This is a genomic window from Campylobacter sp. US53 (assembly GCF_004378995.1).
Classification (GTDB): Bacteria; Campylobacterota; Campylobacteria; order Campylobacterales; family Campylobacteraceae; genus Campylobacter_D; species Campylobacter_D jejuni.
The window spans coordinates 99,553-114,738 of sequence record NZ_RYYH01000005.1 but is presented as its reverse complement, the minus strand read 5'-3'; the positions used below and the strand labels follow the sequence as shown (position 1 = coordinate 114,738).

The window sequence follows — 15,186 nt, the reverse complement described above, 5'->3', positions numbered from 1 at the left end:
GAGCTTATAATAAAGCCCAAATTAAAATTGGCATAGAAACAAAAGCAAAAAGAACTCCGAAAGCTACAGCACTTACGGCTAAATTGCTATCTAGTTTTGCTTTCATTACCATAGCTCCTGCTAAAGTCATAGTAGGAGCTGCGCTTTCTATAATAGCAACGATGGTAGAATCTTTTAATTCTAAATTAAATATTTTCAAACAAAATACAAAAAATAAAGGAGCTAAAATCATTTTAGCAAAGATAATAACTATTGTAGGTTTGTAAGAGGTTTTAATTGCCATAAAACCAAGTCCTAAACCTATAGCAAAAAGTGCAACAGGGGTCGCAGAAGCACCAAATAAACGAATAGGAGAGAAAATAAATTCAGGTAAAGTAATCAATTTACACAAAAAACCAAAAAGTAAAGCTAAAAAAGGTGGAAAGCTAAGAATTTTTTTAACATTAGCAAGCAAACTGACTTTTTCTCCATTTCCCAAAGAAAGTATAAAAGGTCCAAAAAGCGATATAGGTAAAGTTGTAGCTAAAGCATCATAAAATATAACTTCAGCGCTAAATTGTGGGTCATTAAATACACCAGCAACAATAGGCATACCCACAAATATAGTATTTCCAAAACAAGAAAGCAAAAACATACTGACTAAAGTTACTTTAGAAAAATGAAAAACTTTTCCAATAAGAATAGCAAAAAAAGCTGCTAGTATACAGCTAAACAATCCAATAAAAATAAAAATAATCAATGAAAAATCAAAATTTAAATGATATGCTTTATCGAAAATCAAACAAGGTAAAGCAAAAATAATAGCAAAATCTAAAAAAGTCCTAGCTTGTTTTTGCTTTAAAACGCCAATTCTTTTGGCAAAATATCCGCCTGCAAGTAAAATAAAAATTGTAAATAATGGTATAAAAACAAACATTGAATAATCTTTTTTAAGGGATGGTTTTTGAAAACGGATAGAATTATATTCTTTATACTTAAAAAAAATCTTAATATTTTTTAAGTTTTTTAAAAAAACCAATATTTTTTATTTTTTGTAACTTTAAGAAATTGTAAGTTGAAATTTGATTTTGAATAGTTGGTATTTTAAGTTGAATGATTATAATTTTAAATAATGGTGCGGTTTAATCTTAATTAAAATACTATATATTGTATTTAGAATGATATAAAAACAATAAATTAATATAGCTTTTGTTTTTAATTTTTGAATATTTTTAAACTTATTTAGGCGGAGATCATCTACTTTAGTTATTTTTATTTTTAATATTCACGCAATAAGACAGATTTATTTTGAAAGTTTATCTTATTGCTTTTCTTATTTTCACTGTGCATCATTTGAATTTGAAATTATTTTTTTCAATTTCTTTAAGGTTGTATAGCGGTTTTTTCACATTTGCACTGATTTTGTATTTTTTAATAATAAGGTTTCAAATAGTTCAGTATCTATAAATATTCAATGGACAAGATAATCGTTGTAAAAATTGGGATATGTTTGGCGGTTTACTTGGTGGTGGATGTTGTGATAAGGATAATGTATTTTTAGGATTTGTACCTTGTAAAGAAGATGAGAAAAAGCTTGCTAAATTAAACGATGCAGGAAAATGTCATGAAGTAGGAATTTATTGTTCTAAAAAGGTTAGTTTAGGTTTTACTAAAATTTGCGTTGAAAAAAGAAAAGTTTTTGTTGCTTCAATTCTAAATTAGGAAGAATTTTCAATGAACAAGGACGCCCTCAGCTTGGAAAAGGGTGGGGTAGTGCGGAAGGTCCGCAATGCAAAGGCTTCACTCCTGAAGAATTTCAAAAATTAGATTTTAGCGAAATTGATTTAAGTGAATTCATTGCTGATATTGTAGGAAGTTTTGACACAGGAAAAATACAAGCTGATTCTGTGAAAATACAAGAAAAGATTCAAAACAATACTGAGAATGCAACAAAAAAACCTACAAATTAAAAAATAAAATAAATTATTAGAAAGGAGAGAAGCTTAGTTAAAAGTTTGTTTGGTAAGCCAAAGGGATTGTTCTAAACCCTGCAAAAGCAGGGGATGCTCAATAAGCCTTGACATAGCAAAGCATTAAGAGTATAATTATTAGAACAATGTTTAGCAATTTAATCACCTCCCTTCTGGGCGGTAAATTAACGCTAAAGGGTTGCAGCCCTTTGGCGTTGCACCCTTTTATAATTATACCAAACAAACTCTTTAACTTCTTTAATATAGTCCATGAAAAGATTTTACTTGTTATTCCTTAGCACTTTGTTTTTTGCACCTTCATTTTTATTTGGTGCAACTGAAATAGCTAATGGAAATCTAATTTATACTTGGGGTTATGGCGATGTAATGAATGAAATCATGCAAGCTGTTAAAGGAATAACCACTGAAACAAGTTATATCGTTAATGCAGCCTTAGCTATTTCATTATTGCTTTTTAGTATTAAAAAAGCAATGGATGGACAAACAAATCCTGTGTTTGAATTTGGAAAAATGTTTATACTTTTTGCTGTAGTGTGGCACATGTTTTTAAGAGCGCCAAATGACAATAATCACCGCTTTATGATTTATGATGAAGTCACTAGTAAAGATTATCTCATTTCTCAAATTCCTATAGGCATAGGAAAAAGCTTTGCATTAATGACACAATTTGAAAGACTTATTCTAGAAGCTATGGAAAAACATTTTTCAACTCCACAATCTACAAATTTTTCTAATGCAGGTTTAGGTTTTTCACTTCAAGTGATGAGTACTTTACCAAGTGTAAAGCTTTCGGCTATTGATGCAACTTTGCAAAAAAATATTGATTTTTATTTTAGAAACTGCGTTTCAGTAGGTATCTTGCTTAATCAACAAGGTAGAAATCTTTTTCAAAACTCTGATAATTTAATGCAAGATCTTTTCACAAACATAGGCAATGGCTCTCAGCTTACTCCTTTGTTCACAAATAACAATAATATTGAAGAACAAAGTGTTGTGCCTTGTTCTGATGCAGGTCCTCAAATCGTTGAAATGATTCAAAAAGATACAGATGAAGCTATGAAGATCCATGCTGCTTTGCTTGGTATGGTAGATGATATGACAAATTATCAGCAAAAGTTCTTAGGCGCTGCACAAATCTATAACGAACAAGCTGTAAGTGCTAGATCTTATTTGCAACAATCCATGATAATGCTTGCTTCTCAAGATGCAATCATTAATACCGCTAAATCAGTAGGATTAAATCCTGCTTCTGTGGCTGCAAATACTGCTTATGCGGATCAGCAATTTTATGCAAGTATGCAAGCACAAGGACACTTGGCACAAACTTATTTGCCTTTAGCTAAAGCTTATTTAACAGCCATTATCATAGGTTTGTCTTGGCTTGTTGCTTTGCTTTCTATTGTATTTGGCTCTTACGCTCATATTAAGATGTTTTTTACTCTATGTATTTGGATAGTGCTTTGGACTCCTATTCTTTGTATTATTAACTATCTAAATGATTATAATCTAATGAAAGTTGCACAAGTAATAACAGGTAGAAAAGCAGCTTTAAGCTTAGGAGATAATATGCTTATCTTTAAAGAAGTAGCAAGTAGATCAAATTTCATGAATTATCTTGTAATGAGTACTCCTGTTTTAGCTTATGCTATAGCTAAAGCAAGTGAGCAAGGATTTGTAACTTTTGCTTCAAGTTTATCTCAAGCTCTAACAGGTGCTTCAAGAGCTGCTGGAAGTTTTGCAAATCAGCAAGCTCTATCTACACAAACAAGTATAGCTGCTCCTAGAGGAGATGAAGTTTGGGCTGTGGGTGCAGGTTATAATACTCTTCAATCTTCGTTTGGTGTAGGTGGTAGAAGTTTTATGGGAACAAGAGATATGCAACATGGTGGTGAATTAGTTAAAGATAATATGACAGGAAGTTCAGCTGTAATCAATGCTAATGGTTCTATAGGTAATGCTTCTATTAAAGGATTAAATGCTGGTATGACTGCAAGCAATTTAGAAACAAGAGCGCACGCTCTAAGTGATGCGATTCAAAATTCTAACCTATCTCAAAGAGCTTTAGAAGTTGCTAGCGGAAAAGGAGATAGCTTAGCCTTATCAGAAAACGATAGAAATACTATCACCAAAGCATCACAACATGCTTTAGCTGATACTTATTCTAAAGCAACAGGTGTGGATGTAAAACAAGCTTATGATGATGTAATGAGAGGAAATATTGGTTTTGGCGTAGGTGGAGTATCTACTTCATCAATGGAAACTGAAGCTTGGTATCAAAATCTAAGCAAAGATCAAAGAGAAACATTTAATAAAACATTCAGCGAAAGTATTTCTAATGAAATTGGCAAAAATAGAGATGCAAGTGCTTCATTTAATAACCTTCTTAAAACAGGAAATGTTACAAATTCTGCTAGCATTAAAAGTTCTATGGATGGCTATAATGAAGCTAAAACGCTTAATAATTCAGTGGGTTATGATGGTGGCTCATCTATCGTTCAAGGCTATATCAATGAAAATTATGGTGGCGTAGTTAGTAAAGAAAATGTGGCTTCTGCTGTGAATGCTGTTGAAAATATGGCTGCAAGGGGAGATATGCAAGGATTATCACACTATGCAGGAGTGGATTCTAATGTCAATTCAAATGGATTACATGAGCAAACAAAACATAATTATTATGATCCAAAAGGCACTATGACTGATCACAATAAAGCCATAGATGATTTAAATTCAAGACAAAAAGGCTTTATGGCAACAAGAAATGCGTCTAATGATGTTAAATCAGAAGGATTAGCAGGTGAAATTCAAAAAGCAGCAAATGCAGCTGAGTATAAAGCAGGAACTGCTATAGAAGAAAGAAATAATAAGATTGATTATGCTGGCATACAAAAAGATATTAAAGATGGAAAAGCTGACATTAACAAAGTGATAGATTTTGGTAACCAAAATAGAAATATGTGAAAATAAGCCTAGTTAAAAAGCTAGGCTTAGTCTTGATTATTATGGTATATATTTTCTGGCATATAGCTATATGTTGGATCTATAAAATAATTTGTTGATGAGCTAGCATTGCCTGATATAGATGAGTAGTCGCCAAAATTTGTCGTAAATGAGCGATCTATTGTTGATGAACTACCACAAATATTTTTTTCAATAAAATCTTTAATATTTGAATTTATATTCTCTATATTTTCAGGTGTTATCTTATTTATTTTATCTTTGAATAAGTATAAAATACAACAAACTATTAAACCGGTTACAATAAACGCAAGACTTACTAAATAAGTAATTAAGTGCGCTTTATCCATCTTTATTCCTTTCAATTATAACTTATTCATATTTTTAATAAAATTATACCATATTTTAATAAATTTTTGCAAGTATTTTTGCTATAAAATGCCTATTTTTAGGGGTTTGAAACGGATTTCTTTTTTTACTTAACTATGTCAATTTTTAAGTGCTTATTTTATAAGATTTTATAGCGCTATTTGCAAGATCGGCTAAGAATTTGCTTCTATTATCGCTTATTGTATCTATTGCCTCTACTAAGCTTTTAGGCAAGGTAATATTAATTCTAATTTTTGCTTCATTATCAATAGGTTCTTTAATATAATCACCTTTTTCAAGCATAACTTCTAATGCTCCTTTAAAAGCTTCTTTGAGATCTTTTAAGGCTTCTATTTCATTTTCACCATCTCCCATAATATAAGGGAAATCTTTATATCTTGCAAAATATCCTCCGCCATCTTTTTCATCAAGTTTTTTTATAATAATTTCATAAGGTAGATTAAGATAGTAATCTAAGTCTTTCATCATTCATTCTCCTGTTATAGCTTTTAAAACCATTTTGACATATATAGCCTTTATAGGGCGTTTAAATGGAATAGTAATAAGATCACATTCTTCTTTTCTGAATTGATAATGTGATCCGCCTTTATTAAAACATTCATAACCTTCGCTTTCTAATAAAATCTTAAGCGTTTCAAAGCGCACATTGTTAGGATTATTTTTTAAATCTTTAATAATTTTATCTTTTTTACTCACTATAATATCCTTATGAGTATGTATTATACACACTTTTTATTAAGTATCACTTATAAACCGAACGCAATTCTTTTAATCTTGCTGTCTTTGTATGTTTAAAGGGGCTTTTCTGTCCTGCGGTTTTGTTAGAAAAATACTTCAACTTTAAGCTTAAAAAACCTAAAATTTAGGTATAATCTCACAAAACGCTTACTATGTCGTTTCATAGTTAGTCTTGATTGATAAATTTCCGCCAAGAGTGAAAACTCAAGGCGGATTTTTTATTATAGTGAATCTTGTTTTTTGCTTTTCTAATTTTTTGCCAATCTTTTCTATTTTTTTGTAAAAGTATTTTTGCTATGAATTTCTCATAACCGAAAGCCACGTCTCTTTCGGTTAAATGTTTTTTAGTATAAATGTATTAAGCTTAGACTAAGCGTGGTTTTTATAAAATTTTTCACATGGTTATATCAAATGAGCTTGATTATCTCCTTAATTAATTCTAAGACAAGAACTAAAAATTCAATGATCTTACTCATCATGTCTCTTTCTTGCAACCGAAAGAGTAGCCATGCCTAATATGCTTTAATTATAGTATTTTTGAATAAATATTTTATCATCTTATTGATTATTTGTGTGATAGATTTTCCTTTCCGCAAATTAATACACCTTAATACTTTTAGTCTCTTGTTAATTTTCTTATTTTTGGATATCTTTATAATCAAATACAAAAAACTTCTTATAAAAATAGTTTTTATCTTTTTTATTATGTCTTTTTGTGTAAGCATTTAAAATAAACTCCTTAAGCTAATTTCTCCTAACTTTTTAAAACAAAAAATAAAAAGTTAGGAGAAAAGTTAGGGAAAAATTTTTAAAATGGATTTTAACGGAAAAATTTAATTTAGATTTTAGATAGTTTTAAAGTCCTATTTTATAGATATTTTTTAAGTTTTATATTTATGTTAATTTATGTAGTTAGCAGTATAAATGGTGCGGTTAGCGAGATTTGAACTCGCACACGCGAAGCGCACCACCCCCTCAAGATGGCGTGTCTACCAATTCCACCATAACCGCATAGAAAAAAGCCCAAAAAAGGGCTTTGATAAGTTTTATTGTAAAACTATAAAAGGATTTGCATAAAGTGCTATTAGCGCGATAACAAGAGCATAGATAACTTGTGCTTCAATCATCGCTAAAGCGATAAACATAGTTGTCATTAATTTTGGCCCAAGACCAGGGTTTCTAGCTGTTCCTGCAATTGTTGCCGCTGCAGTATTACCCATACCGATAGCACCACCAAGTGCTGCAACACCAAGACCTAAGCCTGCTGCAAGAACTGAAAATGCTTTAATCCATACATTAATAGCTTCTTGCTCTACTGGAGCATTAGTTTCAGCTGCAAAAGCTACTGCTGCACATGCTAATAACAAAAAAAGAACTTTTTTCATTATCTTAACCTTTCTATAAAAAAATATTTTTCAATTTTTAAATCAGTTCGGCTTGCGTATCCCTACTTAAGACTTAAAAATAAAGCCGAATTATAACCAAAAGTATCTTTATTTTTATTGAAATTTACAAAAATTCACATTTTTGATTTAAATTTGATTGTTTTCAATAAAGCTTAAAAGTTTTTTTGCTTTAATAATATTTTAAAATAATTTTTAAGTTAAGGTTGTAATATTGAGTTCTAAATTTTCAAAAATAGGTTTCATTTTAGCGGTAGCAGGTTCAGCGGTGGGCTTGGGTAATGCTTGGAAATTTCCAACACTAGTAGGTCAAAGTGGTGGATCTGCTTTTATCTTGCTTTATATAATTCTTACTTTGGGTGTAGGTTTTGTGATATTTTTAGCTGAGCTTAGCATAGGAAAAATTAGTGAAAAAGATCCGGTTAATGCCTATGAAAAGTTAGCACCTTCAAATAAAAAAGCTTGGTCTTATGTTGGTTTTACTATGGTAGGGGCGATTTTAATAGTTTCTTTTTATACCTTGGTGATTGGTTGGATAGTTAAATATGTGTTTTTAAGTATCACTGGAAATTTGCCTATGGATCTAGAAGCAAGTAAAGCGCAGTTTGGATTTTTTACAAGCGAGGATTTTTTAAGTCAGTTTATTTGTTTTACTTTGGTTTTTTTATGTGTTTTTTATATTGTTTCTAAAGGTGTTAAGAATGGGATTGAAAAGTTAAATGTTTGGATGATGCCTTCATTGTTTATTTTACTTATTTTAATGCTTGTTTATGCTATTAGTAAAGATGGTTTTATGATGGCGGTTAAATTTCTTTTTGTACCTGATTTTTCCAAAATCAACACTTCAAATGTTCTTGAAGCTTTAGGACTCGCCTTTTTTAGCCTTTCTTTGGGTGTTGGAACGATTATTACTTATTCTGCTAGTCTGCCTGATAAAACTAATTTTATTACCAGTACTTTAAATATTATTTTTATCAATCTTTTAGTTGGTCTATTAATGGGTTTGGTTGTTTTCACTTTTATCTTTGAATTTGGTTACAATCCTAATCAGCAAGGACCAGGACTTGTTTTTATTTCCTTGGCTACTTTATTTGAAAAAATTGGAGTGATTGGTTGTATTTTTGGAGCAGCATTTTTTATTTCTTTAATCTTTGCTGGTATTACTTCAGCTGTTTCAATGATAGAGCCTTTTGCTTTTTACCTTATTAATACTTTTGGTATGAGCCGTAAAAAAGCTTTGATTTTAATAGGAATTGTTGTTTATATTTTAGGAATGTTGTGTATTTTATCTTCTTTAAAAAGTACTCAGTTTGGATTTTTTGGAATGAGTTTTTTTGATTTGCTTGATAGTGTTTCAAGCAAGGTTATTATGCCTTTAGGTGGAATTTTGGCAGCTATTTTTGTGGGATTTGTGATGAAAAAAGAAGCTTTAAAAATTTTATTTAAACCTTATATGAGGGGTATATTTTTTGAACTTTGGTATGTGTTTTTGAGATTTATTTCCCCTTTGGCTGTTGTTATAGTTATGATAGCCGCTTTTTTAAAGTGAGTTTGAAAAATAATGAGAACATATTTTTCAAAAATCGGTTTTGTATTGGCTGTTGCTGGTGGAGCCGTTGGTTTAGGTAACGCTTGGAAATTTCCAACTTTAAGTGCAGAAAATGGTGGTTTTGTTTTTGTGCTTTTATATTTGTTTTTTACTTTAACCATAGGATTTAGTATTTTTTTGGCTGAAGTGGCTATGGGACGTTTAAGTAAAAGTGATCTTGCAAATGCTTATTCAAATCTTGCCATAAAATATGGCAATAGATGGCGATATGGCGGCGTTTTTATGTTAGGTGGTATTTTTGTTCTCTCTTTTTATCTAGTTATTATGGGATGGGTTTTAAAATATACTGTAGTTAGTCTTTATTATCTTCCTAAAACCTTAGATGAAGCAGCAAGTAATTTTCAGAATTTAATTACTACAAATTTGACAAGTTCTGTTTTTTTCTTCACTTTATCTTTTTTTCTTACTTTATTAATAGTATCTAAAGGTTTAATCAAAGGGATTGAAAAATTAAACGTTGTTATAATGCCTAGCTTATTTTTAATGCTTGTTTTTATGTTGTTTTATTGCATGGGATTTAAGCAAGGTTTTGCAAATGCTTTTTCTTATTTATTTTATCCTGATTTTTCACATTTTAAATTTAGCTCTATTGCCGAAGCTTTAGGGCTTGCATTTTTTACCTTATGCTTGGGAATAGGTTGTATAGTTACATATTCATCAGCCTTGGATAAAAAAACAAATTTTATAAAAAGTTCAGTGTATATTGTTTTGATTAACTTATTGATTTCTTTTATCATGGGGCTTATTGTTTTTACTTTTATCTTTGAATTTGGAGCCGATCCGCATACTCAAGGAGCAGGAATTGTTTTTGTATCCTTGATGAGTTTATTTAATCAACTTGGAGCTTTAGGCTATATTTTTGCATTTTGTTTTTTCTTAGCACTTTTTTTTGCTGGTATTACTTCAGCTGTTTCAATGATAGAGCCTTTAACTTTTTATATGATTAATAACTATCAAATTTCTCGTGTTAAAGCTCTATTTTTAATAGGTTTATTTGTTTTTGTTTTTGGAATTTGTTGTATCTTGTCATTAAATTTAAATTTTTTTTCTATGTTTAGTTTTTTTGGCAAAGATTTTTTTACTTTATTAGATAAATTAACTTCAAATTTTTTACTTCCACTTGGTGCTATAGTATGCTCTATATTTGTAGGTTTTTTTATGAATAAAAAACAAATTTATAAAATTTTTTCTAAATTTATAAGTCGAAAAATTTTCTTAATTTGGTTGTTTTTTATTCGTTTTATATCGCCTATAGCAATAATTTTGGTAATGTGTTATCAAATTTTTGTATAATAATGAAAAAATATTTTTTTAAGGAAAAATAATGGCTAAAAAATTCATCGATGTAATGGATACAAGCTTTAGGGATGGTTTTCAGTCTGTTTATGGAGCTAGGGTTTTAATGGATGATTTTTTTCCTGCAGTAGAAGCAGCAAAAGAAGCGGGTATTACTCATTTTGAATTTGGTGGTGGTGCTAGATTTCAAAGCTTGTATTTTTATCTTAAAGAAGATGCTTTTACCATGATGGATAGATTTAGAGCTATTGTAGGAAAAGATGCCAATCTTCAAACTTTAGCAAGAGGGGTTAATACTGTTACTTTAGATACTGGAAGTAGTGAGCTTATTGATTTGCATGCAAAACTTTTTGCAAAACACGGTACCACAACGATAAGAAATTTTGATGCTCTTAATGATATAAATAATTTAAAATTTAGTGGTGAATGTATAGCAAAACATGGATTAAAACATGAAATCACTATTACCTTAATGGATCTACCGCCAAATTGCAAAGGTGCTCATGATGTGCCTTTTTATGAAAAAATTTTGAAAGAAATTTTAGCAGCAGAAATTCCTTTTCACAGCATTTGTTTTAAAGATGCAAGTGGAACTTCTAATCCAAATAAAATTTATGAAACCATTAAAATGGCTAGAAAAATTTTACCTCAAGATGCACATATTAGACTTCATACGCATGAAACCGCAGGGGTGAGTATAGCCTGCTATCTTGCAGCACTTGAAGCAGGTGTTGATGGTATCGATTTGGCTGTAGCTCCTGTAAGTGGTGGAACTTCTCAGCCTGATATTTTAACCATGATGCATGCCTTAAAAGGTAAAGATTATGATTTAGGTGGACTTGAAGAAGAAAAAATTCTAAAATACGAAGAAGTTTTAAAAGATTGTTTAAAAGAGTATTTTTTACCCCCTGAAGCTACTATGGTAAATCCACTTATTCCTTTTTCTCCTATGCCAGGAGGAGCTTTAACGGCAAATACACAAATGATGAGGGATAATAATATTTTAGATAAATTTCCACAGGTCATTCATGCTATGAGAGAAGTTGTAGAAAAAGGTGGATTTGGTACTTCGGTTACTCCAGTTTCTCAATTTTATTTTCAACAAGCATTTAATAATGTTATGTTTGGGCCTTGGAAAAAAATCGCAGAAGGTTATGGAAAAATGGTGCTTGGTTATTTTGGAAAAACTCCTGTTACACCCGATGCAAATATTGTTGAACTTGCTTCAAAACAACTTAATTTAGAACCTACTACAGAGCTTGCTATAAATATAGCTGATAAAGATGAGAGTAAAAGTATAGCTTATACCAAAACCTTACTTGAAAAAGAGGGTATAGAAATGAGTGAAGAAAATATATTTATTGCAGCAGCTTGTAAAGAAAAAGGTATAGCATTTTTAAAAGGAGAGGCAAAGATAAATGTACGCAAATTAGCTAGTATGCCAAAACCTATGAGTGTAGATGAAAATAAATTTACCGTAGCTGTAAATGGTAACAAATATCATGTAGAAGTAAGTTATGGTTTTGATAAAGATGTTAATGTTAAAAGTGTAAAAAAAGTAGAAGAAAATAAAAATATTATTTCTTCAAATTCAACAAGTTCTGTAGATGCTGAAAATGAAGTTTTAGCAGGTATCTCGGGTAATGTTTTTAAAATTTATGTTAACGAAGGTGAAGAAGTAAAATCAGGTCAAGCTATCATGGTTTTAGAAGCAATGAAAATGGAGATTGAGGTTAATGCCCCAAAAGATGGAATTATTTCAGAGCTTTGTATTAAAATAGGCGATACTGTTAATGAAGGTGAAGTATTAGCTATTTACAAGAATTAAAGTGAGGGAAAAATGAAAAAATTTGATAATTTAGGTTTAGATAACATAAAGGAAATTTTTCATAATTTAAGTTATGATGAATTAAATGCTCATGAAAAAGCAAATAATGAAGGTTTAAGCACGGATAATGATACTTTTTGTGTGGATACAGGGATTTTTACAGGTAGAAGTCCTAAAGATAAATATTTTGTAAAACAAGATCCATCTAGTAAATATATAGCTTGGGGAAAGGTAAATCAGCCTATTACAAAAGAATTATTTGATAAACTTTTAACTAAAGCAAAGCAAGAATTAAGCGGAAAGAAAATTTATGTTCAAGATGCTTTTTGCGGTGCTTCTTTGCAAAGTCGCAAAGCAGTAAGATTTGTTACTGAAATTGCATGGCAAGCGCATTTTGTTAAAAATATGTTTATTCGCCCAAGTCAAGAGGAACTTGAGAATTTTAAAGCAGATTTTATTGTTTATAATGCTTGCAAATGTATCAATGAAGATTACAAACAAGATGGTTTAAATTCAGAGGTTTTTGTGATCTTTAATGTTGAAGAAAATATAGCGGTTATTGGTGGAACTTGGTATGGTGGAGAAATGAAAAAAGGTATTTTTTCTATGATGAATTATTGGCTGCCACTAGAAAATAAACTTTCTATGCATTGTAGCGCAAATGTCGGAGAAAAAGACGATGTCGCACTTTTCTTTGGACTTAGCGGTACAGGAAAAACTACGCTTTCAACCGATCCAAAAAGAAGACTCATAGGTGATGATGAGCATGGCTGGGATGATGAAGGTGTATTTAATTTTGAGGGCGGTTGTTATGCAAAAACAATCAATCTTGATCCTGAGCATGAGCCTGAAATTTATGGAGCTATTAAAAGAAATGCACTTTTAGAAAATGTAGTTTTAAGAGCTGATAAGAGTGTTGATTATGCTGATGCTTCAAAAACAGAAAATACGAGAGTTTCTTATCCTATAGAGCATATTGAAAATCATGAGCCTAGCTTAAAAGCAGGGCATCCAAAAAATATTATATTTTTAAGTGCAGATGCTTTTGGAATTTTACCTCCGGTGAGTAAATTAAGTAAAGAGCAGGCTATGTATTATTTTTTAAGCGGTTATACAGCAAAAGTAGCTGGAACTGAGCGTGGTATAACAGAGCCTCAAGCAACTTTTTCAGCTTGCTTTGGAGAACCTTTTATGCCTTTGCATCCAACGGTTTATGCGAGATTGCTTGGTGAAAAGATTGAAAAACATGAAGTTAATGTTTATCTTGTTAATACGGGTTGGAGCGGTGGAAGTTACGGTGTAGGTAAAAGAATGAGCATTAAGGCTACTAGAGCTTGCATTAATGCTATTTTAGATGGAAGTATTGTAAAATGCGAATTTGAAAATTTTGAAGTATTTAATTTAGCTATTCCAAAAGCTTTAGAAGGTGTAGAAAGCACGCTTTTAAATCCTATAAATACTTGGTTGGATAAAAATGCCTATGCTGAAACAAGAGATAAGCTAGCACATATGTTTGTGCAAAATTTCAAACGTTATGAAGATGTCAAAGAAGGTATTGAATTTAGCAAATTTGGACCAAAAATTTAAGGTATTTAAATGAAAAATGAAATGTGGTCAGGACGCTTTAGCGGTGCAAGCGATGAGCTTTTAAAAGAATTTAATGCGAGTTTAAATGTAGATAAAACTTTGTTTAATGAAGATATACAAGGATCTATAGCGCATGCTACAATGCTTGAAAGTTGTGGTATTTTAAAAAAAGAAGAATTAGATGCTATTATAAAAGGCTTAAAACAAGTTAAAAGTGAAATAGAGCAAGGTAAATTTGTTTTTGATATTAAAGATGAAGATATACATATGGCTATAGAAAAGCGTTTAAGCGAGATTATAGGCAGTGAAATTGGTGGAAGACTTCATACTGCAAGAAGTAGAAATGACCAAGTGGCTACTGATTTTAAACTTTTTGTCAAAAAATCTCACATAGAACTTTTAAAACTTTTAAAAGAATTGATTCAAACTATGCTCGAACATGCTAAAGCGCACAAAAAAACCATTATGCCAGGTTTTACACATTTACAACACGCTCAGCCTGTGAGTTTTTCTTTTTATATTTTAGCTTATGCTTTTATGTTAATGCGAGATGTTAAGCGTTTGCAAAATAGCCTAGAACTTGCAGACTTTTTGCCACTTGGATCTTGTGCATGTGCAGGAACAAGCTATAAAACCAATCGTGAGTTGAGTGCTAAAATTTTAGGATTTAAAGATATTATGCCAAATGCTATGGATGGAGTGAGTGATAGGGATTTTGCTCTTGATTTACTTTATGATATAGCAGTTATTTTTACACACACTTCAAGACTTTGTGAAGAAATGATTTTATTCTCAAGTTCGGAGTTTTCTTTTATAACTATAAGTGATAGTTTTTCAACGGGAAGTTCTATTATGCCTCAGAAAAAAAACCCCGATGTTTGTGAGCTTATACGTGGAAAAACAGGGCGTGTTTATGGAAATTTGATTTCTCTTTTAACTATAATGAAAGCTTTACCTTTAGCTTATAATAAAGATATGCAAGAAGATAAAGAAGGACTTTTTGATAGTGTAAAAACGGCTAAAGATAGCTTAATCATCTTAAATGCAATGTTAAAAGAAATACGAATTAATAAAGAAAATATGCTTAATGCTTGTAAAAAAGGTCATTTGTTGGCTACCGATTTGGCAGATTATTTGGTGCGTGAAAAAAATATTCCTTTTAGAAAAGCACATTTTATAGTGGGAAATGTTGTTGCACAAGCTGAAGCACAAGGCATTGATATAAGTGAAATTAAAGATCTTTCAAAAATAGATCCTGTATTTGATGAAAAAGCTATGGAACTTTTAAATTTTGAATTTTCTTTAAATTCTAAGCAAAGTGAAGGCTCAAGTTCTATTGCAAGCGTAGAAAAGCAAATTCAAATTTTGGAAGGTTTTATTCAAAATTTATAAATATTGTTTAGGCTATTT

The 15,186-nt window shown here is 30.6% G+C and carries 11 protein-coding genes, 1 tRNA gene and 1 pseudogene; 7 read left to right on the top strand and 6 right to left on the bottom strand.

Features of this window, described 5'->3' with window-relative positions:
* Nucleotides 1–4: 4 nt before the first annotated feature.
* Complete coding sequence (locus tag ELQ05_RS05280) at nucleotides 5–916, bottom strand: AEC family transporter (protein ID WP_052785418.1); 912 nt, start codon at nucleotides 914–916, stop codon at nucleotides 5–7.
* Nucleotides 917–1,446: 530 nt separating this feature from the next.
* Between ELQ05_RS05280 and traN the strand changes: the two are divergent.
* Both traN and ELQ05_RS05270 read left to right on the top strand, forming a co-directional pair.
* Nucleotides 1,447–1,949 (top strand): annotated as a pseudogene (gene traN / locus ELQ05_RS08510) (conjugal transfer protein TraN); the annotation flags it as partial.
* Between the two features lie 270 nt (nucleotides 1,950–2,219).
* A complete protein-coding gene (locus tag ELQ05_RS05270) occupies nucleotides 2,220–4,928 on the top strand; it encodes a conjugal transfer protein TraG N-terminal domain-containing protein (RefSeq protein ID WP_096703161.1) in 2,709 nt (902 codons plus the stop codon).
* 26 nt (nucleotides 4,929–4,954) lie between these two features.
* Here the strand turns inward: ELQ05_RS05270 and ELQ05_RS05265 are convergent, their stop codons facing one another.
* The 5 genes from ELQ05_RS05265 to ELQ05_RS05240 form a co-directional block, all read right to left on the bottom strand.
* A complete protein-coding gene (locus tag ELQ05_RS05265) occupies nucleotides 4,955–5,275 on the bottom strand; it encodes a hypothetical protein (protein WP_052785421.1) in 321 nt (106 codons plus the stop codon).
* Between the two features lie 145 nt (nucleotides 5,276–5,420).
* On the bottom strand, nucleotides 5,421–5,780 hold the full coding sequence (locus ELQ05_RS05260; protein WP_002779573.1) for a type II toxin-antitoxin system HicB family antitoxin: 360 nt from the start codon (nucleotides 5,778–5,780) through the stop codon (nucleotides 5,421–5,423).
* Nucleotides 5,781–5,783: 3 nt separating this feature from the next.
* A complete protein-coding gene (locus ELQ05_RS05255) occupies nucleotides 5,784–6,011 on the bottom strand; it encodes a type II toxin-antitoxin system HicA family toxin (RefSeq protein WP_002854037.1) in 228 nt (75 codons plus the stop codon).
* A 967-nt stretch (nucleotides 6,012–6,978) separates the two neighbouring features.
* A tRNA-Leu gene (locus tag ELQ05_RS05245) sits at nucleotides 6,979–7,064 on the bottom strand.
* A 35-nt stretch (nucleotides 7,065–7,099) separates the two neighbouring features.
* Complete coding sequence (locus ELQ05_RS05240; RefSeq protein WP_002853683.1) at nucleotides 7,100–7,438, bottom strand: F0F1 ATP synthase subunit C; 339 nt, start codon at nucleotides 7,436–7,438, stop codon at nucleotides 7,100–7,102.
* Nucleotides 7,439–7,670: 232 nt separating this feature from the next.
* On the opposite strand from ELQ05_RS05240, the gene ELQ05_RS05235 reads away from it, so the two are divergent.
* From ELQ05_RS05235 to argH, 5 genes are read left to right on the top strand one after another with little or no spacing between them, the layout of a single operon-like run.
* The gene (locus ELQ05_RS05235) at nucleotides 7,671–9,005 is read left to right on the top strand and encodes a sodium-dependent transporter (protein ID WP_052785423.1); all 1,335 of its coding nucleotides are present in this window, start codon (nucleotides 7,671–7,673) and stop codon (nucleotides 9,003–9,005) included.
* Nucleotides 9,006–9,017: 12 nt separating this feature from the next.
* Nucleotides 9,018–10,358 carry a sodium-dependent transporter gene (locus ELQ05_RS05230; RefSeq protein ID WP_002853706.1) on the top strand — a complete coding sequence of 447 codons (1,341 nt, stop codon included), beginning with the start codon at nucleotides 9,018–9,020 and terminating at the stop codon, nucleotides 10,356–10,358.
* Nucleotides 10,359–10,389: 31 nt separating this feature from the next.
* Nucleotides 10,390–12,189 carry a biotin/lipoyl-containing protein gene (locus ELQ05_RS05225; protein ID WP_134239979.1) on the top strand — a complete coding sequence of 600 codons (1,800 nt, stop codon included), beginning with the start codon at nucleotides 10,390–10,392 and terminating at the stop codon, nucleotides 12,187–12,189.
* Nucleotides 12,190–12,201: 12 nt separating this feature from the next.
* On the top strand, nucleotides 12,202–13,776 hold the full coding sequence (gene pckA, locus ELQ05_RS05220) for a phosphoenolpyruvate carboxykinase (ATP) (RefSeq protein ID WP_052785425.1): 1,575 nt from the start codon (nucleotides 12,202–12,204) through the stop codon (nucleotides 13,774–13,776).
* 9 nt (nucleotides 13,777–13,785) lie between these two features.
* Entirely contained in the window at nucleotides 13,786–15,168 is a 1,383-nt protein-coding gene (argH, locus tag ELQ05_RS05215) for an argininosuccinate lyase (RefSeq protein ID WP_070317143.1), read from the top strand.
* Nucleotides 15,169–15,186 lie beyond the last annotated feature (18 nt).

Coding starts and splice junctions, on each gene's coding strand:
- ELQ05_RS05280 (WP_052785418.1), bottom strand. CDS start 916: ATGTTTGTTTTTATACCATTATTTACAATTTTTATTTTACTTGCAGGC.
- ELQ05_RS05270 (WP_096703161.1), top strand. CDS start 2,220: ATGAAAAGATTTTACTTGTTATTCCTTAGCACTTTGTTTTTTGCACCT.
- ELQ05_RS05265 (WP_052785421.1), bottom strand. CDS start 5,275: ATGGATAAAGCGCACTTAATTACTTATTTAGTAAGTCTTGCGTTTATT.
- ELQ05_RS05260 (WP_002779573.1), bottom strand. CDS start 5,780: ATGAAAGACTTAGATTACTATCTTAATCTACCTTATGAAATTATTATA.
- ELQ05_RS05240 (WP_002853683.1), bottom strand. CDS start 7,438: ATGAAAAAAGTTCTTTTTTTGTTATTAGCATGTGCAGCAGTAGCTTTT.
- ELQ05_RS05230 (WP_002853706.1), top strand. CDS start 9,018: ATGAGAACATATTTTTCAAAAATCGGTTTTGTATTGGCTGTTGCTGGT.
- ELQ05_RS05225 (WP_134239979.1), top strand. CDS start 10,390: ATGGCTAAAAAATTCATCGATGTAATGGATACAAGCTTTAGGGATGGT.
- pckA (WP_052785425.1), top strand. CDS start 12,202: ATGAAAAAATTTGATAATTTAGGTTTAGATAACATAAAGGAAATTTTT.
- argH (WP_070317143.1), top strand. CDS start 13,786: ATGAAAAATGAAATGTGGTCAGGACGCTTTAGCGGTGCAAGCGATGAG.